General features: G+C 45.2%; 20 protein-coding genes and 1 pseudogene. 15 read left to right on the forward strand and 6 right to left on the reverse strand.

All coding sequences use genetic code 11. From position 1 onward, the window contains the following. The first annotated feature begins 87 nt into the window (after positions 1 to 87). The 9 genes from H532_RS0102790 to H532_RS0102830 all read left to right on the forward strand — a co-directional run bounded on the left by H532_RS0102790 (position 88) and on the right by H532_RS0102830 (position 15721). Complete coding sequence (locus H532_RS0102790; RefSeq protein WP_027724217.1) at positions 88 to 537, forward strand: Dps family protein; 450 nt, start codon at positions 88 to 90, stop codon at positions 535 to 537. Between the two features lie 118 nt (positions 538 to 655). Next, a complete protein-coding gene (locus H532_RS0102795; RefSeq protein ID WP_027724218.1) occupies positions 656 to 1096 on the forward strand; it encodes a peptidylprolyl isomerase in 441 nt (146 codons plus the stop codon). A 237-nt stretch (positions 1097 to 1333) separates the two neighbouring features. Then, positions 1334 to 2128, forward strand: coding sequence for a GNAT family N-acetyltransferase (locus tag H532_RS0102800; RefSeq protein WP_027724219.1), 795 nt, complete (start codon positions 1334 to 1336; stop codon positions 2126 to 2128). Positions 2129 to 2149: 21 nt separating this feature from the next. After that, the gene (locus H532_RS0102805) at positions 2150 to 2650 is read left to right on the forward strand and encodes a DNA-3-methyladenine glycosylase I (protein WP_027724220.1); all 501 of its coding nucleotides are present in this window, start codon (positions 2150 to 2152) and stop codon (positions 2648 to 2650) included. 92 nt (positions 2651 to 2742) lie between these two features. Further along, the gene (locus H532_RS0102810) at positions 2743 to 3573 is read left to right on the forward strand and encodes a sulfurtransferase (protein ID WP_027724221.1); all 831 of its coding nucleotides are present in this window, start codon (positions 2743 to 2745) and stop codon (positions 3571 to 3573) included. A gap of 312 nt (positions 3574 to 3885) precedes the next feature. Beyond that, positions 3886 to 7425, forward strand: a complete 3540-nt coding sequence (addB, locus tag H532_RS0102815; protein ID WP_027724222.1) for a helicase-exonuclease AddAB subunit AddB — start codon at positions 3886 to 3888, stop codon at positions 7423 to 7425. Then, positions 7406 to 11122: a helicase-exonuclease AddAB subunit AddA gene (gene addA, locus H532_RS0102820; protein WP_027724223.1), complete on the forward strand. Its 3717-nt coding sequence runs from the start codon at positions 7406 to 7408 to the stop codon at positions 11120 to 11122. The genes addB and addA overlap by 20 nt, the downstream gene beginning before the upstream one ends. A gap of 11 nt (positions 11123 to 11133) precedes the next feature. After that, positions 11134 to 12321, forward strand: coding sequence for an exonuclease SbcCD subunit D (locus H532_RS0102825; RefSeq protein ID WP_027724224.1), 1188 nt, complete (start codon positions 11134 to 11136; stop codon positions 12319 to 12321). Next, the gene (locus tag H532_RS0102830) at positions 12308 to 15721 is read left to right on the forward strand and encodes an AAA family ATPase (RefSeq protein WP_027724225.1); all 3414 of its coding nucleotides are present in this window, start codon (positions 12308 to 12310) and stop codon (positions 15719 to 15721) included. Before H532_RS0102825 ends, H532_RS0102830 begins: the two co-directional genes overlap by 14 nt. A gap of 302 nt (positions 15722 to 16023) precedes the next feature. On the opposite strand, the gene H532_RS0102835 is transcribed toward H532_RS0102830, so the two are convergent. Then, positions 16024 to 16218: a hypothetical protein gene (locus H532_RS0102835; protein WP_027724226.1), complete on the reverse strand. Its 195-nt coding sequence runs from the start codon at positions 16216 to 16218 to the stop codon at positions 16024 to 16026. Positions 16219 to 16357: 139 nt separating this feature from the next. Between H532_RS0102835 and H532_RS0102840 the strand changes: the two are divergent. From H532_RS0102840 to H532_RS20175, 4 genes and pseudogenes are all read left to right on the forward strand, one after another. Continuing rightward, positions 16358 to 16639, forward strand: a pseudogene (locus H532_RS0102840) (transposase); the annotation flags it as partial. Positions 16640 to 16967: 328 nt separating this feature from the next. Then, positions 16968 to 17588, forward strand: a complete 621-nt coding sequence (locus tag H532_RS0102845) for a DUF4879 domain-containing protein (protein WP_245566394.1) — start codon at positions 16968 to 16970, stop codon at positions 17586 to 17588. Positions 17589 to 17612: 24 nt separating this feature from the next. Further along, positions 17613 to 18119 carry a hypothetical protein gene (locus tag H532_RS17640; RefSeq protein WP_051263090.1) on the forward strand — a complete coding sequence of 169 codons (507 nt, stop codon included), beginning with the start codon at positions 17613 to 17615 and terminating at the stop codon, positions 18117 to 18119. A gap of 156 nt (positions 18120 to 18275) precedes the next feature. Then, positions 18276 to 18434 carry a hypothetical protein gene (locus H532_RS20175; RefSeq protein WP_155994953.1) on the forward strand — a complete coding sequence of 53 codons (159 nt, stop codon included), beginning with the start codon at positions 18276 to 18278 and terminating at the stop codon, positions 18432 to 18434. Positions 18435 to 18510: 76 nt separating this feature from the next. Here H532_RS20175 and nagE read toward each other — a convergent pair whose 3' ends face one another. From nagE to H532_RS0102870, 3 genes are all read right to left on the reverse strand, one after another. Further along, entirely contained in the window at positions 18511 to 19956 is a 1446-nt protein-coding gene (gene nagE / locus H532_RS0102860) for an N-acetylglucosamine-specific PTS transporter subunit IIBC (protein WP_027724229.1), read from the reverse strand. Between the two features lie 200 nt (positions 19957 to 20156). Next, positions 20157 to 20972 (reverse strand): PRD domain-containing protein, encoded by an 816-nt coding sequence (locus tag H532_RS0102865; RefSeq protein ID WP_027724230.1) that lies wholly within the window; start codon positions 20970 to 20972, stop codon positions 20157 to 20159. A gap of 21 nt (positions 20973 to 20993) precedes the next feature. Beyond that, entirely contained in the window at positions 20994 to 21482 is a 489-nt protein-coding gene (locus H532_RS0102870) for a PTS sugar transporter subunit IIA (RefSeq protein ID WP_027724231.1), read from the reverse strand. 493 nt (positions 21483 to 21975) lie between these two features. Here H532_RS0102870 and H532_RS0102875 point away from each other — a divergent pair, with 493 nt between their 5' ends. Beyond that, complete coding sequence (locus H532_RS0102875) at positions 21976 to 23415, forward strand: NAD-dependent succinate-semialdehyde dehydrogenase (RefSeq protein WP_027724232.1); 1440 nt, start codon at positions 21976 to 21978, stop codon at positions 23413 to 23415. Positions 23416 to 23514: 99 nt separating this feature from the next. Here H532_RS0102875 and H532_RS0102880 read toward each other — a convergent pair whose 3' ends face one another. Continuing rightward, positions 23515 to 24387 carry a TetR/AcrR family transcriptional regulator gene (locus tag H532_RS0102880; protein ID WP_027724233.1) on the reverse strand — a complete coding sequence of 291 codons (873 nt, stop codon included), beginning with the start codon at positions 24385 to 24387 and terminating at the stop codon, positions 23515 to 23517. Positions 24388 to 24632: 245 nt separating this feature from the next. On the opposite strand from H532_RS0102880, the gene H532_RS0102885 reads away from it, so the two are divergent. Further along, entirely contained in the window at positions 24633 to 26258 is a 1626-nt protein-coding gene (locus H532_RS0102885) for an MDR family MFS transporter (protein ID WP_027724234.1), read from the forward strand. Between the two features lie 150 nt (positions 26259 to 26408). On the opposite strand, the gene H532_RS0102890 is transcribed toward H532_RS0102885, so the two are convergent. Continuing rightward, positions 26409 to 26903: a GNAT family N-acetyltransferase gene (locus H532_RS0102890; RefSeq protein ID WP_027724235.1), complete on the reverse strand. Its 495-nt coding sequence runs from the start codon at positions 26901 to 26903 to the stop codon at positions 26409 to 26411. Between the last annotated feature and the right edge of the window lie 4 nt (positions 26904 to 26907).

The following is a 26907-nucleotide window of genomic DNA, read 5'->3' on the forward strand; positions in this document are numbered from 1 at the left end:
GGAGGTGAAGGGTGCTGGGTGGTTCTGCAAGGTATAGAATGCCGCCCTTTTTCCCAAATTACATAAATGAGAAAGGTGGATAAAAACATGGCGGATAAAAAACTGATTAATTTTCTCAATCAAGAACTAGCCAATTTTAACGTGATGTATGTCAAACTTCACCGTTATCACTGGTTTATTCAAGGACGACATTTTTATACGTTGCATAAGCTTTTTGAGGAGCTTTACAACGAGATGGCCGAGGATTTGGATGAACTTGCTGAGCGGATTTTGGCAATTGGAGGAAAACCGCTGGCCACAATGAGCAAGTATTTAGATGAGACGACGCTGAAGGAAGCGTCGGCTGATGATAAGGAAAACGAAGTCATGCGCCAATTGAACGAAGATTATAGGCAGATGATTAAAGAAATGAAGGAGACCGGTCTAACACTCGCTCAAGAAGCAAACGATGACGGTACAGAAGATATGTTGATCGGTTTCATTAAAAAATTTGAGAAACATTGCTGGATGTTTCGAGCGTTTTTGGCATATGAATAGAATGAACAAAGGAATTGAAGCCTGGGCGTTGCCTGGGCTTTTTGTTTGTTCATTGCCGGTAAAAAGGTGCACGCGGTTAGCCTAATAGGCTAGAATGAAAAAGAAAGGAGCGAACACCATGAAAAAAGGTCTTATCAAAATGGAAAACGGCGAAGAAATACTCATTGAATTCTTCCCAAATGAAGCCCCGAATACGGTAGCAAATTTTGAAAAACTGGCGAATTCCGGTTTCTACAACGGCGTTACCTTTCATCGCGTGATCCCCGGATTTGTCAGCCAAGGCGGGGACCCCACGGGTACCGGCATGGGCGGTCCGGGTTATACGATAAAATGCGAAACAGAAGGCAACCCTCACAAACACGTGCAAGGGGCGGTGTCAATGGCTCATGCCGGAAAAGATACCGGTGGCAGTCAATTCTTTATTGTTCACCAACCCCAACCGCACTTGGATGGCGTCCATACCGTTTTCGGACAAGTGATAAGCGGCATGGAAACCGTCCTGAATATGAAAAACGGCGATGTGATGCAAGAAGTTAAAGTGTGGGACGAGGAAGAATAAACAAGACAGGCAAAAAGCTGACTCCGAATGAAACGGGGTCAGTTTTTTCGTCTTTTATCCAGGCGTTTTTCATTTTTAGTCCCGAAGCACATGCAACGACTGAGGTTGAGCGCTCATAGACAACGGCTGAGGGCCCTTGGCAGCTGCAATCACAGATTTATGATTTATTTAAAAACTCATTGCCACACTTAATATTCTTTGATAAAGTTTAAAATTAAATAAAAGGGGGGAGAGAGAATGATTCGAAAGCTGACAGAAAATGACCGGGACGCCTGTTTTCAATTAGTCAAAAAGAAACCCGCGGAAAATTTATTTATTATCGGTGACCTTGAAGCGTTTGGTTTTGAGCAGGACTTTCAGGAAATATGGGGTGATTTTACAGAAGACGGGGGCCTTCGCGCGGTCTTATTGCGGTATAACATCAATTTTATCCCTTATGCCGAAGGCCCATTTGATGCCCAAGGATTCGCTGAAATCATCAACCATCATCCTGAGGTGAAGCAACTTTCAGGTTTGGAAGAAATCACCGAGTCCATCGTGCCATATCTTTCTAAGCCCGTGAAACAAAACCGATTGTGTTATTACGCAAAATGCGAAAACGGCGCGAAACTTCCAACCGATCTGGATTTGACACCCGTTCGCAAAGCGACGATCGGTGATATTGATCGTTTGATTGCTTTGCAATCACAAATACCGGAATTTGCGACATTCCCTCGCAATCCGGGAAGCATGAAACGATGCATGGAAAAGGGCATCGCCCGTTCATTTTTTATAGAAGAGGATGGACAAATCGTGTCAAGCGCGTCAACGACGGCGGAAAATTCTTATGCCGCAATGGTTGTTGCTGTTTGCACGCTTCAAGAGTATAAGAGAAAGGGTTATGCGACGCGGTGTTTGACCCGTTTGGCGCAGGAAGTGTTACAAGAAGGAAAGGTCTTATGTTTATTTTACGATAACCCTGAAGCGGGCAAGATTTATAAGAGACTTGGTTATGTTGACATAGGAAAATGGGCGGTCAGAGCATTACAATAGTTTTAGAAGTAGGTGTTTTTAATGGTTGAAAGATGCAAGTGGTGTCAAGATGATCCGCTTCTCATTGCGTACCATGATCACGAATGGGGCAGAGAAACGCATGATGACCAACTTTTATTTGAATATTTGACGCTTGAACTTTTCCAATCCGGTTTAAGCTGGAGGACAGTTTTACATAAAAGAGAAGCCATGCGGGAAGCTTTTGCTGGCTTTGATTTTAATAAAGTAAAAGCTTTCGATCAGAAAAAGGTGGAAGCTCTGATGCAGCATCCCGGGATCATTAAAAATCGCCGTAAAATTGAAGCGACGATTAAGAACGCCGGGGTTGTCGCTGAACTCGTCAAAAAGCACGGCTCGTTTGACCGATTTCTAGAAACACTGCCCGCTGACGTTGAAGAAAAGAAAAAAGCCCTCAGTAAGGTTTTTTACCATGTCGGCCCGACGGTCGCGGAAAGCTTCTTTCAAGCGGCAGGCATCATTCCGGTCATTCATGATGAAACATGCTTTCTTTTAAAAAAATAATTGACGTGAATTCTTACGGAAAAAAATCATGACAAGGAAGCGTCCTTCAAGTTATACTTACCGTAAAAGGGTATGACGGGAGTGAGGCGCAAGTGGATCAAATTGTGGAACTGGATTGGTTAGCGAATCGATTGGATGACCCTCTGCTCGTGATTGTCGACTGCCGCTTTAATCTGGCAGACCCAGCGGAAGGAAAGAAAAAATACTTTGAGTCGCATATACCAGGGGCGGTCTATTTTGATCTTGAAAAAGATTTATCTGGCCCCGTCGGGCGTCACGGCGGCCGTCACCCGCTTCCGGACCCGAAACGGTTTGCGGAACTGCTCGGAAATGCGGGCATTAACCAAACGAAAACCGTCGTCGCTTATGATGACGAAAAAGGATCGAATGCGGCGCGGTTCTGGTGGCTGCTCCGCTATCACGGCCATCAAAACGTGGCTGTGCTAAACGAAGGGTTTTCCGCTTGGGTCAAACGGGGGTATCCGATCACGGCTGAAGTGGCAAAGCCAAAAACGGTGACCTTTATTCCTAATTTGCATCACGAGTGGGTCGTGCCGATGGCGGGTGTCAAATTCCGTCCGGATGGCGAACCGCTCATTGATTCACGCGCACCGGAGCGATACAGAGGCGAAGTCGAGCCGATTGATGCCAAAGCCGGTCATATACCAGGTGCGGAAAATTGGTTTTGGGAAGATAATTTAAGAGATGGCAAATGGCTGCCTACGGAAGAATTAAAAGAGCGTTTCCAACCATTGAAGAAAAAAGCGCAAGTTACCGTGTATTGTGGTTCAGGTGTCACGGCTTGTGCCAACATTTTGGCGATGACCCAAGCCGGGCTCAAAAATGTCCGCCTTTACCCTGGCAGTTGGAGCGATTGGATCAGTTATCCTAATAATCCGATCGAAACAGGTGATACGCATTAAAGTGCCCTTTTTAAAGGGCACTTTTTTTAATAGTTTAGTAAGGGCATTGGTAAGGCTTTTCTAACGGCAATTTTTTTCGTTTCCAGAAATGGTATCGCCATTTCCTATGTATCCGTCACTTTCCCCCTAACAGCAAAGTAAAAAGACGCAATCCTTTGACTGAAGCTTTCCCTTTTTTAGGTATGGTCATAGGGTAAGCTATAAGTAAAAAATCTGGCGTGAATCTATTGTCTCTGCTGAGATCCGTTCATCTTCTCATGAGTCAAAATCCATGAGATAATAGGATCACAGAATAGGATCGGAGTGAAACACATGGCTTTAAGGTTGGTCATCGGCCGTTCGGGAACCGGGAAGACGCATCTTTGTTTTAAAGAAGTAGAGGAAAAATTGATCAACGAACCGGATGGTGCGCCTTTAATCTATATCGTTCCGGATCAAATGACCTTTCATACAGAGTATGCGTTTGCCACATTGCCGAATCTTTCGGGCATGACGCGGCTTAATGTCTACAGTTTTTCACGGTTTTCGCTTCGCGTTTTGGAGCGCATGGGCGGCGTGACGAGAACGCATTTAACGACAGCCGGTTTAGCGATGATGTTGAGGAAAATTATCGAAAACCGTAAGTCCGAATTGAAAGTGTTTAAGAAAGCCGCCGACCAACGCGGTTTTTATACCCTTTTGCAACAAACCATTAGTGAATTTAAACGCTATTGCCTCACACCGGATGATATCGCCCGCCGCCAAAAACAATTGGCTGAAGACGGTCGGGAGGACGAAGCGATTTTAATTGACAAACTGCATGATTTGTATCTCATTTACAATGATTTTGAAAAAGCGCTACTCGGTAAATATGTTGACAGTGATGATTATCTTAACCTAGCTGCCTCAAAAATTCCGATGTGGGATGAATTAAAAAACGCCGAAGTGTACATTGACGGCTTTGACAGTTTTACACCTCAGGAATTCACCGTCATTGCCGCCCTGTTGCAGACCGTAAAGCGCGTGACAGTCACCTTGACATTGGACCGCATTTATGAAGGACGGACACCGAACGATTTAACCCTCTTTCGCACAACAGCAAAAGCGTGTGTAAAATTACTCAATCTGGTCGAAGAAGAAGGCATTCTTTGCGAAGAGCCCGTCATATGTGAAGGCAACCGGAAGCTTAAGTTTGAAGGGCTGCGCGCGCTTGAAAAAAATTTTGAGAAGCGTCCGTATGTCATAGGCCCGGTGGACGGCTCAGTGAAGATCGTTGAAGCCGTCAATCGCCGGGAAGAAATTGAGGCATGCGCCCGGGAGATCCTACAACTTGTCCGCGATGAAGGGTATCGGTATCGCGATCTAGCCGTTTTAACCCGTGATTTATCTGGTTATCGGGAACTGGTTGAAACCATTTTCGTCGATTACGGCATCCCCCTTTTTATTGACCAAAAACGGGTCATGCACCACCATCCGCTCATTGAATTAATCCGCTCATCGTTGGATGCAATTGTGCAAAACTGGCGCTATGAAGCGGTTTTTCGGGCGTTTAAAACCGATTTGTTTTATCCGCTTGGCGATGATATCCAAAAATGGCGCGAAGATGTCGATTTGCTTGAGAACTACGTGCTCGCCTTCGGTATTCACGGTCAGCATTGGCGGACAAAAGAAGCCTGGATTTACCGGGAGTACCGCGGGCTCGATGAACGCGATGTGCCGCAGAGTAAACAGGAGAAGGCAAAGCAAAAAGAACTGAACCGCATCCGTATGAGTCTTTCCGACCCGCTTCTCCAATTGGAACAAAAAATCAAACGGGCGCGAACCGTCAGGGATCAGGCCTTTGAACTGTATCGCTTTCTTGAGGGATTGAACATTCCCGAGAAAATGGAACGTTTAAGAGACCAGGCAGAAAAGGAAGGGCGTTTGGATGAAGCGCGCGAACATGACCAAGTTTGGAAGGCGGTCATCGATTTGCTCGATCAATTAGTCGAAGCGGCGGGGCGTGAAAGGATGTCTTTGGAACAGTTTACGCGCATCTTAGACACTGGCTTGGAAGAATTGCGTTTTGCACTCGTCCCGCCGGCTCTGGATCAAGTTTTAGTCGGGCAGATTGACCGCACCCGGACATCGGGTATCCGCGTGGCATTTATTCTTGGAGTGAATGAAGGCATTCTTCCGCAAAAACCGCACGAAGACGGTCTCTTATCCGATAATGACCGTGAACAGCTATCAGAACGACAAGTGGAATTGGCGCCGAATGCTCGCGAACAGCTGCTGCATGAAGAATATTTCATCTATAGAGCCTTTTCGACGCCGAGTGACTGCTTATATCTTTCTTACCCGCTTGCTTCCGAAGCCGGTGACAGCCTGATGCCTTCGCCGATCATTCATCGTTTGGAAAAGATGTTCCCTGGACTTATTCCGGTTTTTGTGTCGGGAGAGCCTTACGAGGTGCCAGAAGAAGAACAATGGCCGTTTGTCGTGCCATCAATGCGGACGATCAACCATACCGCAAGCCTTTTGCGCCGTTATCAAAAGGGCTACCCGCTTTCAGAACTTTGGTGGGGTGTCTATAATTGGTTCATTCAAACGCCGGAATGGCGAAAGCGGACGATGAAGGTGTTAAGCAGCCGCTTTTACGAAAATAAAGAAGAAAAACTTTCGCGCGAGCTCGCCGAGGCGCTTTACGGGCGGGAAATTCAAGCAAGCGTATCGAGGATGGAATTGTTTAACGGCTGTCCGTTTGCCCAATTTTCATCTTACGGTTTGCGCCTTAAAGAACGTGAAGTGTTTCGCCTGGAAGCTCCCGACATCGGTCAGCTTTTCCACGCGGCGTTAAGAAAGATGACGGAAATCCTGACGAGCCAAAACCGATTGTGGGCCGATTTAACGAAAGCGGAATGCGAATCGCTGGCCTATGAAGTGATCGAACAATTGGCTCCGCGCTTGCAAAGAGAAATTTTACTGAGTTCTGCGCGCTTCCACTATTTAAAACGCAAACTGCGCAACACCGTGTCGCGTTCAGCCTGGGCGTTGACCCGGCAGGCGAAAGCGAGTGGCTTTTCCCCTGTAGCCCTAGAGGTGCCGTTTGGACCAGGCAAGGATTTGCCGCCGCTACAGTTTACATTACCTAATGGCGTAAAAATGGAAGTCGTCGGGCGGATTGACCGTGTGGATAAAGGGAAAACAAGCCAAGGCACTTTGCTTCGCATTATTGATTACAAATCAAGTGAAAAAGACATTAAGCTTTCTGATGTTTACTACGGTCTTGCCTTGCAAATGCTTGCCTATTTGGATGTCGTGTTAACGCATTCGAAAACATGGCTTGGTGTAGACAGCGAACCGGCGGGTGTCCTCTATTTCCATGTTCATAATCCGATGTTATCGGTTTCCGAAGCGTTAACGGATGAGGACATTGAAAAGGAGCTTTTCAAAAAGTTTAAAATGAAAGGCTTGATCTTAAAAGACGAGGATGTCGTCCAGCTTATGGATCAAACCCTTGATAAGGGTGTTTCCTCAATGGTGATCCCCGCCGCTATTAAAAAGGATGGCACGTTCAAGGCTAACTCCAAATTGGCGAGCCGGGAAGACTTTCAAATGCTTCGTCGCCATGTCCGGGATGTGATGACCCGGGCCGGCTCAGAGATTACCGATGGCGTCGTCGATATTGCGCCGTACAAGATGGGGGAAGCTACCCCTTGTCGGTTTTGTGCGTTTAAACCGGTTTGCCAATTCGATCAATCCCTGGTAGAAAATCAATTCAGGGTGCTGAAAAAAGAGAATGACGAGGCGATTTATGAAAAAATGAGACAAAAACTGAGTGAAAAAATCGAGAAGAAAGGGGGCGAGGACGGTGACCGGAACGACCGCTAAACCAGCAGGGAGCCAATGGACGGATGATCAATGGCAGGCGATTGTCGAAAAGGGTGACAACATTCTCGTAGCCGCTGCTGCCGGTTCCGGGAAAACCGCGGTGCTTGTCGAAAGGATTATCAAACGCATCACCGACCCAAAGGATCCCGTTGATATTGATCGCTTGTTGGTCGTAACGTTTACAAACGCGGCAGCCGCAGAAATGCGCGTGCGCATCGGCCAAGCATTGGAGCGGGAACTCAATAAAGATCCTGGGAACTTAAGGCTGCGCGACCAATTAACGCTGCTCAATAAAGCCAACATTACAACATTCCACGCTTTTTGCATGGCTGTTGTCCGCCGCTACTATTATCAACTTGATATTGACCCTGCCTTTCGCGTCATCGATGATGCGGAAAGCTTGCTTCTTAGAGAAGAAGTGCTGGAAGGATTATTGGAAGATCACTACCAGGCTGATGACAAAGAAAGCTTTTACAACCTCGTCGACCGGTATTCCAATGACCGAAGCGATACTCAACTCATGGCTTTAGTGCAAAAAATTTATGATTTCTCACGCAGCCATCCATGGCCGGATCATTGGTTGGATCAAGTGAAGGCTTTCTACCAGACGGAAGGGATCACGTCCGTCGATGAATTGCCATGGACGGCTGATGTGAAAAAGAGCGTTCGGGAAGAATGCCGGGGACTTTTGTCCATGGTTGATAACGGTGAGCAAATCGCCAATGAACCCGGTGGCCCTTACCCTTATATCGACAACTTTGCCCAAGACCGAGAACTCATATTGCAAATCATCGACGCTTCCATGGGGCCTTGGGAAGAGTTATATCATGTTTTTTCGGCGTTGTCTTTTTCAAAACTGAAACCATGTAAGGGTGACGACTTTGATGAGGAACTGAAACAACGCGCCAGTGACATTCGAAAAAAGGTCAAAGATCGGTTGAATAAGCTGAAAGAAGAATTGTTCTCTCAAACACCAGAACGCATTTTAGCCGATTTAGAAGACATGGCGCCTTATGTTGAAAGCCTCATTCAACTCGTCAAAGAATTTGGTGACAGATTTAGCGCTGTGAAAAAAGAAAAGGGGCTCGCTGACTTCTCCGATCTTGAACATGGCGCCTTGGCAATTTTACGGGCGCAAGGCTCCACACCGGAAAAGGAAGTGCCTTCGGCTGTGGCTCTTCAATACCGCGCCCAATTCGAGGAAATTCTCGTTGATGAATACCAAGATACTAATCTCGTGCAAGAGACGATTCTGAATCATGTGGCACGCGGCCAAAACGTCTTCATGGTCGGCGATGTCAAGCAAAGCATTTATCGTTTCCGCCTTGCCGAACCGGGTCTTTTTCAAGCAAAATATAAAACTTACGGAAAAAAAGACGGGTCGGTTCATTCTGGCATCCGCATCGATTTATCACAGAATTTCAGAAGTCGGAAAGAAATTTTGGACGGCACGAACTTTATTTTTCAACAAGTCATGGATGAGGAAGTAGGGGAAATCGATTATGATGAGGACGCAAAACTGAAATTTGGGGCGTCATATTACCCCGAAGGTGAATATCCGGCGGAGCTCCATGTCCTAGTTAAAGAGGATCAGGATGATGAACGAGACCCGGCCATCGATGTGGACGAATATCAAACGGCTGAACTGGAAGGGCATTTTATCGCTAACCAGATTAAAAATCTGATTCAAAAGCCATACCAAGTTTGGGATAAGTCGAGCGGACGAATGCGGCCGATTCAATATCGCGACATCGTGATTTTACTGCGTTCCGCTTCCTCATGGGCACCGGCCATCATGGATGTTTTAAAACAACACGGCATCCCCAGTTATGCGGAGTCGACATCCGGCTATTTTCATGCCGTTGAAGTTTCGGTGATGCTTTCACTGCTCTCAACGATTGATAACCCTTACCAAGATATCCCCCTCGCAGCGGTTTTAAGATCGCCGCTCGTGGGACTGAGTGCCAGTGAACTCGCAAGAATTCGCGTTGCCAAGAAATCAGGGCCTTACTACGAGGCGATGCGCTATTATTGCGAAACTTACCGTGACGATCTATCAGAAAAGTTGAGCGTATTTACCGATCAACTGGAAGCTTGGCGGGATCGCGCTCGCCGCGGGGCACTCAGTGATTTGATTTGGCAAATCTACAGGGAGACGGGTTATTACGATTACGTCGCCGGTCTTACAGGCGGTGAACAACGAAAAGCTAATCTAAGAGCTTTGTATGACCGCGCCCGTCAATACGAGCAAACATCCTTTAGAGGACTTTTTCGCTTTCTTCGCTTCATCGACCGTCTTCGTGAGAATCAAAAAGATCTCGGGGAAGCGCGGGCGTTGAGCGAACAAGAAGATGTTGTGCGCGTGATGACAATCCACAAAAGTAAGGGTTTGGAATTTCCGGTTGTTTTTGTTCCAGCACTTAATAAAGCCTTCAACAGGGAAGATGTGAAAGCGAAAGCTCTTCTTCACAAGACGCTCGGTTTTGCAACGAAAAACATTGACCCGATCAAACGGCTCGAGACGCCAACGTTACCGCATGCTGCCGTAAAAAGAAAGCTCATTAAAGAAAGCACGGCTGAAGAGATGCGCATCCTTTATGTCGCTTTGACGCGGGCGCGCGAGAAATTGATTCTTGTCGGAACGATTAAAGAGAAAGAAAAAACGCTAGAAAAATGGGCTTCTGCTGAAGACGGCCGCTGGCTTTTACCTGCCTATCTTCGAGAAAACGCGCAATCCTATTTGGATTGGGTCGGACCTAGTCTTCTTCGACATCGTTCAGCCGATGAATTTCATCAGATCGCAGAACCGAACACGCGCTTTAGGCCGGTTTGGGAACATCCATCCAATTGGCGGATTGCCCTTCATCCGGCAAATCGCTTTGTAACGGTGCCAACGGTGAATGCGGTGAATCGGGAAAGAGAAGAAAATGTGAGACGCTCGCTTCCAGTTGAAGTGGATGAGAAAATCGAAATAGAAGTCGCCAAACAGCTTTCATGGACATATCCGCACCAAGAAGCGACACAGAGAATGGTTAAGCAAACCGTAACAGAAATTAAGCGGCAACAAGAGCGGTTTAGTGAAGGGTTCGATGACCGCTTGATAAAAACATTCCGCCGGCCGATTGGGGACCGCCCGAAATTTCTCAGTGAACGCGAACTGACGGCGGCGGAAAAAGGGACCGCGATGCACCGGATGATGCAGCTGCTTGATTTCCGGCAACCGATGACCATTGATGATTTGCATAAGGAATGCGAGCGGCTCGTGGAAGCGGAGCTGATGACCTATGAAGAAGCAGAAAGCCTCGACTTACAAGCGATACTGACCTTTTTTGAATCAGAAATCGGGAAGCGATTGCTTCAAGCCAAGCGCATTGTAAGAGAGTTGCCCTTTTCTCTAGCCTTAAGCACCTCAGATATTTACGGACATAAAGTGGGTGGAGACGAAAAGGTATTGGTTCAAGGGGTCATCGACTGCCTCTATGAAAGCGAGGATGGACTGAGACTTTTGGATTATAAAACCGATGCTATCCAAGGGCGCTTTTCTTCGGTTGCTGAAGCAAAAAAAGCGGTGATCCAAAGATACAGAAAACAATTGGAGATGTACCGGTTAGCCATTGAAAAAATTTGGCATCGGGAGATTAAAGAAATGGGGCTTTATCTCTTTGACGGCGGCTATTATTTTCCACTGGAAGATTAGGAGGAATTTAAGTGCGAATCATGCATACTGCGGATTGGCATCTCGGCCGGACGCTTGAAGGTCGCTCGCGGCAAGCCGAACAAGAAAAAGTATTGGCGGAAATGTGCCAAATCGTTGAAGAAGAAAAAGTGGATGCTGTGATCATGGCTGGCGATGTCTTTGATTCCGTCAATCCTCCGGCCCATTCCGAAACGCTTTTTTATGAAACGATTAAAATCATGTCGCGGGATGGCTTGCGTCCGGTGATCGTCATTTCCGGAAATCATGATAGTCCCGAGCGGGTAGAGGCGGCTTCTCCGCTTGCCCGCACCCACCATATTACTTTAGTGGGGCGCCCGGTCCGGGAAACGCTGAAAGTCGCTGTGCCAATGGCCGGGGAAATCTTACGGATTGCGGCATTACCATATCCTTCGGAATCCCGGCTGAATGAATGCTTAAGTGAAGTTCATGATGAGGGGCTCCTACAAAAAGCCTATGATGAGCGCATCGCTTTTTTAATGAAGGAATTAGCGCGGGGTTTTCAGAAGGACGATGTGAATATCGTGATGAGTCACTTATTCATCGCTGGAGGGCATGAATCGGATTCGGAACGGCCCATTCAAGTCGGCGGTGCTTACACGGTGACACCACCGTCGCTTTCTGTCGGCTCACAATATATCGCATTAGGCCACTTGCACCGCCCGCAAACGTTAAAAGGGTTTGATGCGCCGGCGCGTTATAGTGGCTCGCCCCTTGCTTATAGCTTTTCGGAAGCGAATCAGGCGAAATCGGTAACGATCATCGATGTCGAACCCGGAAAGCCTGCTTTCGTCAAAGAAATTATTTTGAATAGCGGCAAACCTTTGGTCGAGTGGCGAGCTAATGGTTTAGAGGAAGTGTATCAATGGCTGGATGAAGGTCGCGATGCGAACGCTTGGATCGATCTGCAGATTACTTTGGAAGATACTTTAAGCATCCGCCAGATCCAGGAGCTGCGCCGCCTTCACAATGGCATCATCCATATCCGTCCGATATTTTTATCGGAAGGGGTTTTTGAAGAAAAAGAGAGGTTGGCGAACCTTCCTTTGGAAACCGTCTTTCGTCGCTTTTATAGCCGTAAAAATGGCGGAGCTACCCCTGAACCCCAACTGGTCGAGCTGTTTTTGGAGCTTGTCAAAGAAGTGGAGGAAGAAGGAGTGGGGCAAGATGCGGCCGATTGAATTGACGCTTAAAGGGTTACATAGCTTCAGGGAAAAGCAAACAGTGGACTTTAGCCGCTTATGTGACGGCGGTGTTTTCGGTATTTTTGGTCCCACAGGTAGCGGCAAATCGACACTCCTCGACGCGATGACCCTTGCTCTGTATGGGAAGGTGGAACGGGCTCCCGGTGGTACCCAAGGCATTTTAAACCATGCTGAGGATGAGCTCTCTGTTAGCTACACTTTTGAACTTGGCATGGATCAGCCTAAGCGCTATCGAGTGGAAAGGATATACAAGCGGACGAAAACGGACGGCCTTAATAATGCTGGCTCCCGCTTATTGCACTTCGAAGGAGATGCTCCCAAAGTTCTGGCGGATAAAGACCGAGACGTTACCCGTAAAATTCAGGCGCTTTTAGGTTTGACCCACGAAGATTTCACGCGCGCCGTCGTTCTTCCTCAAGGAAAGTTTGCAGAATTCCTGTCATTGAAGGGCAGTGAGCGTCGCCACATGCTTGAGCGGTTATTTAATTTGGAAAAGTATGGCGATCGGCTCAATGATGTCATTCGCCGCCGGACGGGTGAAGTGCGCACCCAACTCGAAGCGATCCGGTCCGCACAATTGGAATTGGGTGACGCTTCCGCCGAAGCTCTTGAAGCGGCAAAGCAAGCTTATTTAGAAAAAGATGCGCTTGTTCAACAATTGACCGAACGATACCAAGTGATGAAAGATCGCTGTGAGAGGGCAGAGCGCTTGCGCGGTTGGCAAGCCGATCTTGAAAAGGCTCTTGAACGACAGCAGGCATTAAGTGAAAAAACCGGAAGAATCGATGCGCTTCGTAAGCAAATCGAAAAAGCCCGCGTGGCTGTATCTTTACTCCCTTATGTGACGGAATATGAAGCCATCTCGGAAAAACTCGCATCCTGCCGGACCGAAAAAGAGATCGCCGAAAGCCATTATAAGGCTTCCGTTCTTGCCGAAGAGGAGTCTAGCCGTCAATACAAAGAGATAGAACAGCGCCTTACGGAAAATCGCCCGAACTTTGAAGAACGTCGCCATCGTCTGCAGGAAGCAATAAAAATTCATGAAGATTTTGTGCAAAAGGTGGAAACTTACGAAAGTCTTAAAAAGGAATGGCAAAACCTTCAATCCGTCATCCAAGAGCATTCCAAACAAAATGAAGTTTTGGCTAGTGAATATGAAACCCTAAGCGGTAAACGCAGCGAGCTGCGCGAAGCCTTAAAGGCTGTAACGGTGACGGTTGGTGAGCGCGATAAAGTGGAGTGCGCGCTCAAGGATAAGCAAACCATCAATAATCATGTCAAAGCATTAGCGGATTTAGAAAAAGAGATCCAACAGCTGGAAAATGAACGCAAGGAACAAACTGAAAAAGCAGAAAAAGATCAAAAAACATTAGGACAATCGGTTGACCGCCTCAAGCGGCTTTTTACCCGTTACGAAAGCTGTTACACCCATGTTTCGGCACTGAAAAAAGGGCTGGACATGGTCTTGGACTGGCTCGATCAGAAAGAGGCAGTTTGCGACAAACGGATTCAAGACTTGACGATCCAACATCTCGCTTCTGAACTGGCAAAGGGCCTTATCGAAGGCAACCCTTGCCCGGTCTGCGGGGCGATTCATCATCCACACCCGGCAACGGCCGAGGAGGAGGGGGCTCTTCAGACGGTGAAGTCTGAACTCCAATTCTATAAATCATGCAGCCAATGGGTATCGAAAGCATTGTCTTCATGTACGTCTTATCAAGCACATCTCGAACAGCGCGTGCAAGCCATCCAACAGCTGGACGGCCGCTTAGTTCCTGCACCTTCGGGACGGAAAGAACATGCATTGCCGGATTTATCTACCTGGGCTGAGGCTGATTTAAAAGCTTGGATGACTGAAACGAAAGCCGACCTCCAAGGGATCAAACAAGATGTGTTAGCACTGGATGAAGAGCTCAAACTAGAGATGGATCGATTCAAACAGTTATCGGATCAATGCTTGGTTTTACAAACGAAAAAAGAAGCCCTTGAGAAACAGCTGGCCCTTCTCCTGCAAAGAAGGCAGGAAACTGAAGCCGAAATTGATCACAGCCGGAAAAAATGGGCGGTGGCCCATGCGCCTTTGGACTTCAATACGATTGAAGACGAATCTGTCCGCATTCGGGTGAAAGACCGCAAAGCCCATGAACTGTCTCAAGAAATCGAAAGCTTAACCCAGCGCATCGAAGACATGGAACAAGCGATGAGAAAGCGCTCGGAACAACTGAGCACGTGGCAACAAGACAATGTGCGGCTAGAAGTAAATCTCAAAGAAGTCGGCCAGCAAATGACCCTTTTAAAAACGAGCTATGAAAACATCATGAACGGCGATGATCGAGAAGCCGGGGATGTTTTACGTGAATGGGAAGAAGAGTGGGAGATCTTACAAAGGGAAGAAGCTGAGAAGCGTAAAGGCTGGGAACAAGCGAAATCCGAGCGCTTTGAAGCTGAAAAACGGCTTTCGCAACTTGAAGGTTTGCTGAAGTCATTGAACGAACAAGCCGAAGAGAAGGGAAAAGCCCTCCTTGCGGCATTAAAGCAAAAAGCCTTTCCTTCACCCCAAGCCGTTAAGGAAGCCTGCCTTTCGGAAACCGTCCTTTTGGAAAAAGAACAAGTCGTGCAAAACTTTCAACAAGAATGGCATCAAGTTCATCATGAAATAAAAGACTTGAAAGCCAAAATTGGTGACAGCGCCATCAGCGAAAGAGAATTTAAAGATTTGGTGCAAGCTTTTGAACAACTTGCTGATGAGCGTGACCAAGCATTGGAGGCAAGGGCAACCTGCCTGAATCAATGGAAAGGGCTTGAGGAACGGCATGAGCGTTACGTAATGCTTGAAAAAGAGCGGGCGGATTTGTCTCAGACCGAAGCGGACTTGCAAAAGCTGGCCCATGTCTTTCGCGGCAATGCCTTTGTTGAATTCATGGCTGAAGAACAGATGGAGCAAATCAGCCGTGATGCTTCGGAGCGATTGCGAAAACTAACCAGAGGGCGCTATGCCATCGAAGTCGACTCCGGCGGCGGGTTTCTCATCAGGGATGATGCAAATGGCGGGCTCAGACGCCCTGTGTCTTCCTTATCCGGTGGTGAAACCTTTCTGACGTCTTTGGCCTTGGCCTTGTCATTATCCGCGCAGATTCAATTGCGCGGCGAGGTCCCGCTTCAGTTTTTCTTCCTAGACGAAGGCTTTGGCACGCTCGACCCAGAGCTTCTCGATACCGTGATTACAGCATTGGAAAAACTGCATTCCGAACGTCTGTCGATCGGTGTCATCAGCCACGTGCCAGAACTCCAGGAAAGACTAGCGCGCAAGCTGTTTGTCTTACCTGCAGAGCCGTCCGGCAGAGGCAGCCGCATCCAACTGGCACTCAATGGCTAAAAAGGTCATTCCCGGGTAGCTGGGTAGGCTCAGGAATACAATGATAAGACGCTTTTTATACTGATAAACCATTAGGGAAAGCATTAGGGTAACTAAGGCTCTGTCAACATGGTGAATGTTTGGCGGAGCCTAGTTATTTTCATCATACAATTCTATTAAAAAATTGTGATGATACGTCACGCTTAAATGATTGGTACTTAAAGGGATAAAAAAGGAGGGGTAATCAATGAGGGTTTTTCAACAATGATAACAAGAAGACCTATATGATAATTATAGGCCAAACATTCAAATTCAGTTTTACCTTATCCTAAGAATCTTTGGTATTTCGCCGATCTTTTGAGTTGCTCTATTTCTTCATCGGAAAGGTTTTCTTTATTTGTAAGATGATCAATTAATTCCTTATCGGAAAAAATTTTCGTGCTTTCAACTTTTTCAGGTGACAAATCCGAATCTAAAATCGATGTACTTGTAAGGGTTTTAAAAATTTTTTCAGCCATTCCTTCCTGCTTAACATCATTATTCACCTCCATATATTCGCTATATTCATTATATTCATGATATAATTAAATGCTGATTTGGTAAATAGCCATTCCGCTCAAATAATTCCAGTAATATCTTTGTTGTGTGAATCAATTTCGGATTGTTGAACGGACTCCAACAGTAAAACATTTAATCAAACGCGTAGATGACGATTTCATTTTCAAAAGATATAGTGGCTTTCTTGTGTCAGATAAGACATCTTCAGAAGCGGCTTACTCTAGACTTGTCGATAAGTTGGAAGAGTCAAATAGATTTGAAGAAGCCAAGGAAATCCTCAAAAGTCAAACTATTTCCGAAGGTTTCAACACGGATGATGCGGTCGCTATTGATGCCACCCATTTTGAAGCTCACGACCAAGCTCCCTTCAAAGAAGAAAAAGCCAGAAACCGACTAAAATGTGTGTACGAAAGTCAAAGGCTGTTTTCGCTGGGGGATAAAGGCCTTTTCCGCCTATCTTTACTACAGCTAAGAAGGTAGACGTTTAATGATTGTTTATTCAGTCATATAGAATCGAACGATAGGTTTTTATCAATAAGCCACAATCATATTTTAGTTATAATTTGATTACCAGTTTGATAGTGTAAGTTAACAAAAATAGTACTTTTTCCCTATTTATTACTGCAATAAACTTAACGATATAAAATATAGGTTACTTGGTTTCTTTTGTCTTTAAAGATCAATTCAAACTTTTAGGAGACTCAATATTATGAAGAAACTTATTGTGATGATTACAGTGATCGTATTGTCCGTACCTATTGTTTTTGGTAATGGCGAAGCGTCAGCAGCAGAAAAGTTCTCATCCAAAGCACCTGAAAGTTTAATGAAAAGTTTGCAAATCGACTCTTTTAAATTACACGTATTAAATAGTCTTAAAGATGAATATCCCAAAGCACATTTTGTAGATATAACACCTGTTGAATATCTTCGGTTAAAGGGACAGAAATCATCTGTCAACCCCTCTGTTGTGCCATATTCTTCTGCCCCACCATTGACTTATTTGCAAGTTTACGCGGCAATTTCAACTAACTACCCACAATATGAATATTTCAATGAAAATCAATTATCTTCCGTTCAAGACCATGGTGGAGCTGAAATGTATATTGTTACGGTAGAACTTGGTTATGGCAATCGTCCGGTAGCAAAGTTTAATGGTGGTCAATTAACAGAAACTCAAAACCAATATATTGACTTAGATGGTGACTCCATCATTGATGGTTGGTTTAGATGGTGGGATGCTAGCGGAAGCGAAAGTGGAACATTTACTTACCAAAATACTTCAACAAATTACCCTTGGAATACAATGTATGATAGTATAAACATTAAATAAAGTTAGTACGGAAGGCGGTAAACTATGAATGTCACATCTATCTGTCCGCAACAAAAATATTGGATTTCGAATGCTGCTTATAAGAAAACGGCATTGATTGAGAAGCCATCCTCTGCAAATGTTGAATCCGTTGCTAATGCAAAAGATCAAAAAGTCTCTGAAAGTAATTCTTCAACGATCTGGGAAGAACTTTCAAAAAAATATAATGTTCGGAAAGCCACTTTTGATGATATAAAGGCTATATCACGGGCATTATATGATGCAGGGGAAATTTCTTTAAGGGATCTTTCTACTTTGACTTTTGATTTTGCAAGAGCGACAAATGATTTAAAACTTCATGCGCCGGTACCAATCCCTGATCGTTTTGATATGTATGAAACAAAAGCAAACAGCAGGGAAGAAAGAGATTGGATTTTAGAGTTCGAAGCAAGAGCACAAAAAGATTTAAAGTATGGGATCATGAAAAGTTATCACAGTAAAATGAAGTGTATTGAAATTTTGCAACGCCTCGATAATATAAAAAATATTTAATCATGGCTGTTAGAGAAAAGGCCCATACCGAATAGCTATTTAGTGATTTGTCCTTCTGCGAGTGACGTGGAAGGATTTTATTTTTGCTTTTAGCAAGGGAATAAAAAAGAATAAAAGGATGATTACTGATAAAAAATTGACAAGGAATGGATGGAAATGGAGCAAATCAGCCGTGACGATTCGGAGCGATTACGTAAACTAACCAGAGGGCGTAATGCTATTGAAATCGATTTTGGTGGCGGTTTTATTATTGGGGATGATGCGAATGGAAGGGAAATTGTAATGATGTATCAAACATCAGCGATCCATTCATGATGGAATAAAAAGGGGAAATGGCGAATGGCTGCCATTTCCCAAGTTCTTTTTTAGGGAGAAGATTTGTTAATGCGAATTATTTTTTCCGCAACTTGGCGATTTCATCGGCAACAAATTGGACGTTTGTGCCGACGATGACTTGAATGCTTGTGGGTCCTACTTCTTTAATTCCGGGAACGCCGGTCGCTTTAATCTTTTGTTGATCGACAGCTTTCATATCCTTCACTTCAACACGCAAACGGGTGATGCAGTTATCGACGGACACGACGTTTTCATCGCCACCAAGCCCTTCGTAAATTTGCGCAGCCATGTCGGCAAATTTCTCTTTGCCTGGGGCGGTGACGATATCCTCAGCTTCATCGTCGTCTTCCCGTCCAGGTGTTTTCAAGTTGAATTTGACAATGAGGTAACGGAACAGGAAGTAATAGATGACGGCAAAGACGAGTCCTTGAACGAGTAACATATATGGCTTATTAGCGAGTGGCAAGCGGGAACTTAAGACAAAGTCGATGAGCCCAGCGCTAAAGCCAAAGCCTGCCGTCCAGTGGAAGGCGGCAGCGATAAACAAGGAAACACCGGTTAAAAGCGCATGCACGACATAAAGAGCAGGTGCAAGGAACATGAAGGCAAATTCGATCGGTTCGGTCACACCGGTGAAAAATGATGCGAAGGCGGCCGCAAATAATAAAGCGGCGGCGACTTTCTTTTTATTCGATTTGGCTGTATGATACATAGCCAAAGCGGCGGCAGGGAGACCGAACATCATGATCGGGAAGAACCCGGCTTGATACATGCCGGTGACACCTTTTACGCCTTTACCAGACCAGAAATTACCGATATCGTTAATTCCCGCGACATCAAACCAGAATACCGAGTTTAAGGCGTGGTGCAATCCGGTTGGGATTAACAGTCTGTTAAAGAACCCGTAAATACCTGCGCCAAGGGCACCGAGTTTAGCAATACCTTCACCGAAGGAGACAAGGGCTCCGTAAACCGGCGGCCAAATGAAGAAAAATACGACGGAAACAACGATCATTGTAGCAGCCGTCATAATCGGCACGAGTCGTTTTCCACTAAAGAAAGCTAAGGCGTCGGGCAGTTTGACTTGATGGAATCGGTTGTAGTTAATGGATGCGATAATACCGGATATGATACCGACGAAAGCGTTGCCAATTTTTCCAAAGGCCGGGTCGACATCTTTCGCATCAACACCTTGCAATAAGGCTACGGTTCCTGTGGATAATAGAGTCGTGATCACAAGGTAGGCGACCAAACCGCTTAAGGCCGCAGAACCATCCCGTTCTTTCGCCAGTCCAAGGGCGACACCGACGGCAAACAAAATCGGTATGTTGTCAATAATCGATCCCCCAGCTTTAATGAAAAAGGCAGCAACGGCACTGCCTTGACCCCAACCTGACGGGTCAATCCAGTAACCGATCCCCATCAAAATGGCTGCAGCCGGTAATACTGCTACCGGCAACATTAACGACCGGCCAAGTTTTTGCACATACTTACTGACCATTAATTTTTTACCCCCATTCGTTTTTTGACCCTTTTTTAACAATACCGAGACAAATAATAAGTATAATGGCAACATCGACAGAAACTTTTGGCTATGACCGAATTTGCCTCCATTACCCCCTTTTAATCATCACCCCCTTTAAGCTTGGTGTTCATGATACGCTACCGGTTTTAAAGGTAGACCAGTTTCCCAACTTCATTTTATTTTTTTCGCAAGCGCTCAATATGCAGCGTGATGTAGGCCAATTCTTGTTCTGAAAGACGAATCTCGTATTCCTTTGCCGCTTTTTTGGCTACTTCTTTGGCGCATTGATAGGAAAAGGGTAACTTTTTTTGAATCATGTGGATCATCTCGTTATCAAGCGTTCGAATGTCTTCATCGGCTCTTATTAAGGCATAGCGGAGATGGGTAATCAACCGATGATAGGCCAAATCCTCTTCCTTCACTTCAATGGGAATGAGGCTTTTGATCGTTTCCACCATATCTTTAATGATGGTCGTAAGCCTAATCGTCTCTTGCAAATCATTGCTTTTCGGCTTTGTCGTATGGAGATGAAGGGCGATGAAGGCCGCTTCATCCTCTGCCATTTCGACGTTCAGCTTTTGTTTGATAAACTCAACAGCCCAAAGACCGATGTCAAATTCTTCCTTATATAAAATTTTAATCTCATTTAACAATTTGTTTCGTAAATGGATGCCATCCTTTACCCTTTCGATGGCAAAGGATATATGGTCGGTGAGAATGATGTGTATATGTTCATTTAATTTCGTGCCCATCTGTTTTTCCGCATAGGAAATGATTTGTTCCGATATGAGGAAATGCTCATCAGGTATACGGGTGAGTAATTGTTGTAGCTTTTCGTTTTCTTCCATGACGAATAGTTTTTCAATTTTTTGTGGGTTGACAATGTCGTTTTTCCGCTTGTTAAAAGCGATGCCAGCCCCGATGGCGACTTTTTCCTCCTCGCCATCTCTCACAATAACAGCGTTATTGTTTAAGATTTTCACGATTTTCATTGATACTCACCCTTTAAAAATTTAAGACGACACCGTAAAAATGACCGTTTCTTTCGCCACGGCAATTTTGTGATCAGTAAATGTATATTCTCTGTTTCCTTCAGCATCATTCGTGATGATAATGGGCGTAATGGCAGATTTTGCATGGGTGCGAATATGGTCCAATTGGAATTCAACCAGTTTTTGCCCCGCAGATACTTTATCTCCCACCTTAACCATCGGCTTAAACCCTTCTCCATTTAATGAGACTGTGTCCAATCCGATATGGATGAGAATTTCTGTATTATCTTTTGCTCGTAGTCCGATGGCGTGTTTCGTCTGGGGAATTAAAATAACCTCCCCGTCGACCGGGGAATAGATATTTCCATCCGTTGGGTCGATGGCGACGCCATTCCCCAATAATTTATCGCTGAATACCGGATCCGGGATCGCTTCGATGGGTAAAAGATCACCGTTCACCGGTGCAATGATTGATAGATTACGTTGTTTTTTAAAAAGATTTTTTAACATATCCTGTTGCTTCCTTTCTTTTTGTACTAGTAGGTCAGTATACCATATATTTGGCTCGTTTTAGGGAAACAAAGGCTCAGAAGGAAAAAGTTTACCAAAGCCAAATTTTCATAAACCTTGTAATAGTAAAATGGATGGACATCTAATAAAAAAGGCATGGTGGTCTAAAGGGAAAATACTCCCTATGATTTACCACCATGCCTGATCGAATCAGTCACATGTTATGCGATATACAATCTTTGGAGTTATCATAACATGATTTTGTGAGTTGTGCAACAAGAAAGTGAAAGCGTTTACAGAAAAATTGCGGGTCTTTTTTACTGATAAGAAATTCTTACAAATGCAGCCAGGACAAGCGCAGAATGGGTTTGGGCGATTAGGAAAGCCGTGATTTGCCAAGCGACGGGAGCGGTCATGCTAAAAAAGTTTTAAGTTACTAAGTGTTGAAAAAAAGGAATATAATAATAAGTAGTAGAAAAAGGAGGGGCAGTAGATGAGTCGTTTTGATATGCTCAATTATATTGACGGTCAATGGGTGGGCCATGACCTCGAAAAAATTAAGGTGACGAATCCGGCAACGGGAGAGCTAATCGGTACGGTGCCGAATGGTGGAGAAGCGGAAACACAACTTGCGATCGATGCCGCCCACCGCGCTCTAGGAGATTGGTCCAAAAGAACGGCCTCGGACCGCGCGGATTTGCTCCGCACCTTTTTCAACTTGATCATGGAACATAAGCAGGAACTCGCAGAACTGATGACGCTTGAGAATGGAAAGCCGCTGAAAGAATCCCTAGGTGAAGTGGACTATGCTGCCAGCTTCATCGAATGGTTTGCCGAGGAAGGAAAACGAGTGTATGGACGCACCATCCCGGGGAAACGGGAAAACCATCGCATTAAGGTCATCAAGCAACCGGTAGGCGTGGTTGCTGCCATCACGCCTTGGAACTTCCCAGCGGCGATGATTACCCGTAAATTGGCACCGGCTTTGGCGGCAGGCTGTACGTTCATCGTCAAACCGCCCGAACAAACACCGCTGACCGCTTTAAAACTGGCCGAATTGGCAGAACAGGCGGGTATCCCAAAAGGGGTTTTCAATGTGGTATGTGCGGACCCTGAGTCATTCTCCAATAAAATTTTCTCGGATATGCGCGTGCGGAAAATTACGTTCACCGGTTCAACGGAAGTCGGTCGTCTTCTCATGAAGAAGGCTTCAGAAAACATTATGAGATTATCGCTTGAGCTCGGTGGACATGCCCCCGTCATTGTGTGTGATGATGCCGACCTTGACCAAGCCGTCGAAATGATTATGGCAAGCAAATTCCGCAACAGCGGTCAAACGTGTATTTGCGCAAACCGCGTCTATGTTCAGTCGGGCGTTTACGATGCTTTTATCGAAAAGCTATCGGGTGAAGTGAAGAAGCTAAAATGGGGCAACGGGATGGAAGAAGGCGTTGATATCGGTCCGCTGATTGATAAAGATGGCTATCAAAAAGTGGAAAGCCAAGTGAAAGATGCCTTGGAAAAAGGCGCAAAGTGCTTAGTCGGCGGAAGCGGTCGGGCAGATCTGGAAAAGGATACGTACTTTTTCGAACCGACATTACTTGTGGATATGAATGAATCGATGGACATGATGCATATTGAAACTTTCGGGCCGGTCTTACCGATTCAAAAATTTGAAAGCGATGAGGAAGCGATTCGCTTGGCAAACGACACGCCTTTTGGTTTAGCGGCATACTTCTTTACGCAAAACGTCTCCCGCGGCATCAAAATTTCCGAGGCGCTTGAATACGGTATAATCGGATGGAATGATGGCGTGCCGTCTTGCGCTCAAGCTCCGTTCGGTGGGATGAAACAAAGCGGTCTTGGCCGTGAAGGCGGGACGGAAGGCATCGAAGAATACTTAGAAACCAAATATATTTCGCTCAGCATCTAAAAGTCAAAAAACCACCACAGCATTTAACGCAGAAGAAACAACGTTTAATAGTTAAAGGGTATACGCGATTCATAAAAAAAGCGGCCACATTGGCCGCTTTTATATTTTTAGCAACTGCCTCAGCTTTTCGCTAAGTTCTGCCAAGGGACTAATCCTATCGAAATTATTGAGCACGCCCTTTATAAGGAAATTTTGCCGTTCTTCCTTCATCGCCTCGTTGCGAATAAATTCGATGGAATCCTGAAGTTCGCGTTTTGTCTCATCGGGTAAATCAAGCTCTGCAATGCGTTCACGCATTTTTGCCAGTATAGTCTGAAAATCAGAGCCGTAAGTTGCTGGGTTCACATATTTCGCATGAGCCCTATCAAATGCATCAGCTGGTATAAGGGGTTCGGCATTGTGCTGCATCATATCTTTAAGGATGAGGTCGACACGATGAACGATGGTTTGCGCCAATCGGTCAACATTGATGAGCGATTCATCTAACATGAGAATCTTTAAATAGCCGCTGATTAAGGCTTCCAACATGAACACACCATCCGGAAGATATTGTTTCACTTTATCTCCATAAATTTCGAGTAAAATGGTGCGCAACCATTGAAACATGTCGAATTGAATGTTGACAATCAATTGATGCAAATCTTTTCTCACCGTCAACAATTGTTCGCGGTGAATCATTTTAAAAAAGCCCTTATAATTTTTTCGTTCTTGGATAAACATATCGATTTGTTTAATAAACTTTTCTTTGGGCGGTAAATCAATGGGAGGAAGGATCATGAGTGACTTCATTCGTTCGTGAAAATATTTAAAGATGGAAAACAAAAGGTCGTCTTTAGATGAAAAATAAGTATAAATCGTTCCTTTAGAGACATTGCTTTCATCAGCAATTTCCTGCATGGAAGTGGCATGAACACCTTTTTCGGAAAATAAATGCATGGCTACATGGATGATGGTTGTTCGTTTATCGCTCATCTTTATCACCTTTATTCCTTGACTGACTGACCGGTTAGCATCCCATCGATAATCATCAGGACATCAGATTTAATAATTTTATATTGCAATGCGTATGGAATTCGTTTATATTATAGTTTGTTATGACCGGTCAGTCAATTGTGACCATCACATGAAGGACATCCTAGACTGATGCGGTTGGTGGACATATTTACGCACTCTTATTGAAAATACTGCTTGATGAAGCTTTAAAGGAGAGATTTTATATGGATGAAGGTAAGGGGAGAGCGCTACAAACGACAAACCAGATAACTGGTAAAAAGAAATGGTGGGCTTTGGCAACGGTCATGGTGACGATGTTTTTCTCATCCATGAACCAAACGTCCGTATCAACAGCGATTCCAACCATTATGAGCGATTTGCATGGATTTAGTTTATATGCTTGGATCTTTAGCGCTTATATGATGACGTCCGCCATTACGATTCCCATTTACGGAAAACTTTCGGACGTGTATGGGCGGCGCCCATTTTATTTATTTGGACTCATTATGTTTTCGCTCGGTGCCATTATCTCAGGGTTAGCCAATAGCATGATGATGTTGATTATTGCTCGGGCCGTTCAAGGCGTTGGGGCCGGAGCCATGATGAGCATGCCGCGGGCGACGATTGGTGATATTTTTACACCAAAAGAGCGCGGCCGCTGGATGGGTGTCATTGGCGCGGTCTTTGGGCTCTCGAGTATTTTAGGCCCAGCCATCGGTGGGTGGATTACCGATTCCTCGCTTGGCTGGCGCTGGGTGTTCTTCGTGAACTTGCCATTTGCGGTGCTCGCGATCATCGGTGTGTACCTGTTCTTGCCGAAAGTTCGCACAAATCACGAAGCGAAACTGGACTTGGTCGGTTCCATTCTGCTTGTCATCGGGTTAATTCCGATTTTGCTTGGGTTTACTTGGGCAGGCGACAAATACGATTGGTCAAGTGTTCAGGAGTTATCATTGTTTGGTTTCGGGATCCTTTTTCTCATCTTCTTTTTCTTTTACGAGAAAAGAGCGAAATCGCCGATTATCGAACCGTCACTCTTTAAAAACCGTATTTTTACGACTTCGCTGATTTTAGGCACATTCGTCAGCATGGCGATGTTTGGTGCCATTATGTTTTTACCGTTGTTTATCCAAGGGGTTGTCGGCCTTAATGCGGCAAGCAGCGGCATGGTCATGTCACCGATGATGATCAGCTTTATTGTCGGTTCGATCATCGTTGGACAAATCATGACGAAGACGGGGAAATATAAAAGATTATCGCATATCTCGGCGATTTTCATGATGGTCGGTCTGTATCTATTTATGCAAATGGATGTCCATACGAAGTACCCAACGGTCATTTTAAACATGGTGATTCTAGGTTTGGGAATCGGCTCCCTCATGCCATTACTCAATGTCGCCGTGCAAAATGCTTTCCCATATAAAATTATGGGAACGGTCAATGCGACCCAACAATTTGTCGGCTCCCTTGGCGGCGTTATCGCCTCGCCGATCTTTGGCTCGATGCTCAATCACGGATTCCAAGAAAAAATTCAGGAGTCTCTGCCGGCTGAGCTCAAGCAAATGATGGGGTCAAAATTAAAAGACGTCAATCCGCAAGCGTTCTTAACTAAGGAAGCACAAAATGCGTTGGCGGCTGGATTTAAGAAATTCGGTGAAGCGGGAATGCAGCTTTATCACGAATTTTTGCATGCCATTAAGGTATCTTTAACCTCTGGCATTCATCAATTATTTGTTCTCGGCTTCGTTTTTGCCATTCTAACTTTTATCGGCACTTTCTTCCTGCCGGAATCGAAGCTCAAAGGTGAAGATTACTTTAAAGAAGCTTTAGAAGAATCCGAACAGAAATAAAGGACCGGTTATACAGATCGATCTTCTGACGGATGGATGTAAAAACGAGACATCACAATAAAAAGGTAAGAGATTTCCTTCGGAGAATGAACCGATGGAAATCTCTTTTTTATACTGGCAAGAACTTATATTTTTTGCGAAATTTCTTTTTCAATGATTCGATGACAACCATTTATACATGAGAATGTCGTCGATTTCATGACCTTCGATGATGAATTCTTTCACAAGCCGGCCTTGTTCGACAAAGCCGAGGGATCGATAAAATTTGATGGCTGACGTATTTGTGGCCATCACCCTTAAAGCTAATTTTTTGCCGCCAAGTGCAAGCACTTCCCGGCTTGCCGCTTCGATCAGCCGACGGCCGACGCCGTGTCCTTGTGCGTCAGGGTGGACGCCGATGTTAAATTCAAAAACATGGCGGTTAGCCTTTAATGGTGTGGGCCGATAAAACTCGATGTAACCGACGATTTTTCCGTCCATGACAGCCACCAATTGATTCCGGCCTTTCCGATGTTCCACGTATTCCTCAACGGAATCCCAATGGATCGGATCCGGCGCATTTGTCTCATTCCATATTAAATTATCCAGTTCTACAAGATCTCTAGCATCTTCTTTTTGCATCCAACGAATGGTTACTGTAGACATTTTT

Source organism: Tuberibacillus calidus DSM 17572 (genome assembly GCF_000430685.1).
GTDB lineage: Bacteria > Bacillota > Bacilli > Bacillales > Sporolactobacillaceae > Tuberibacillus > Tuberibacillus calidus.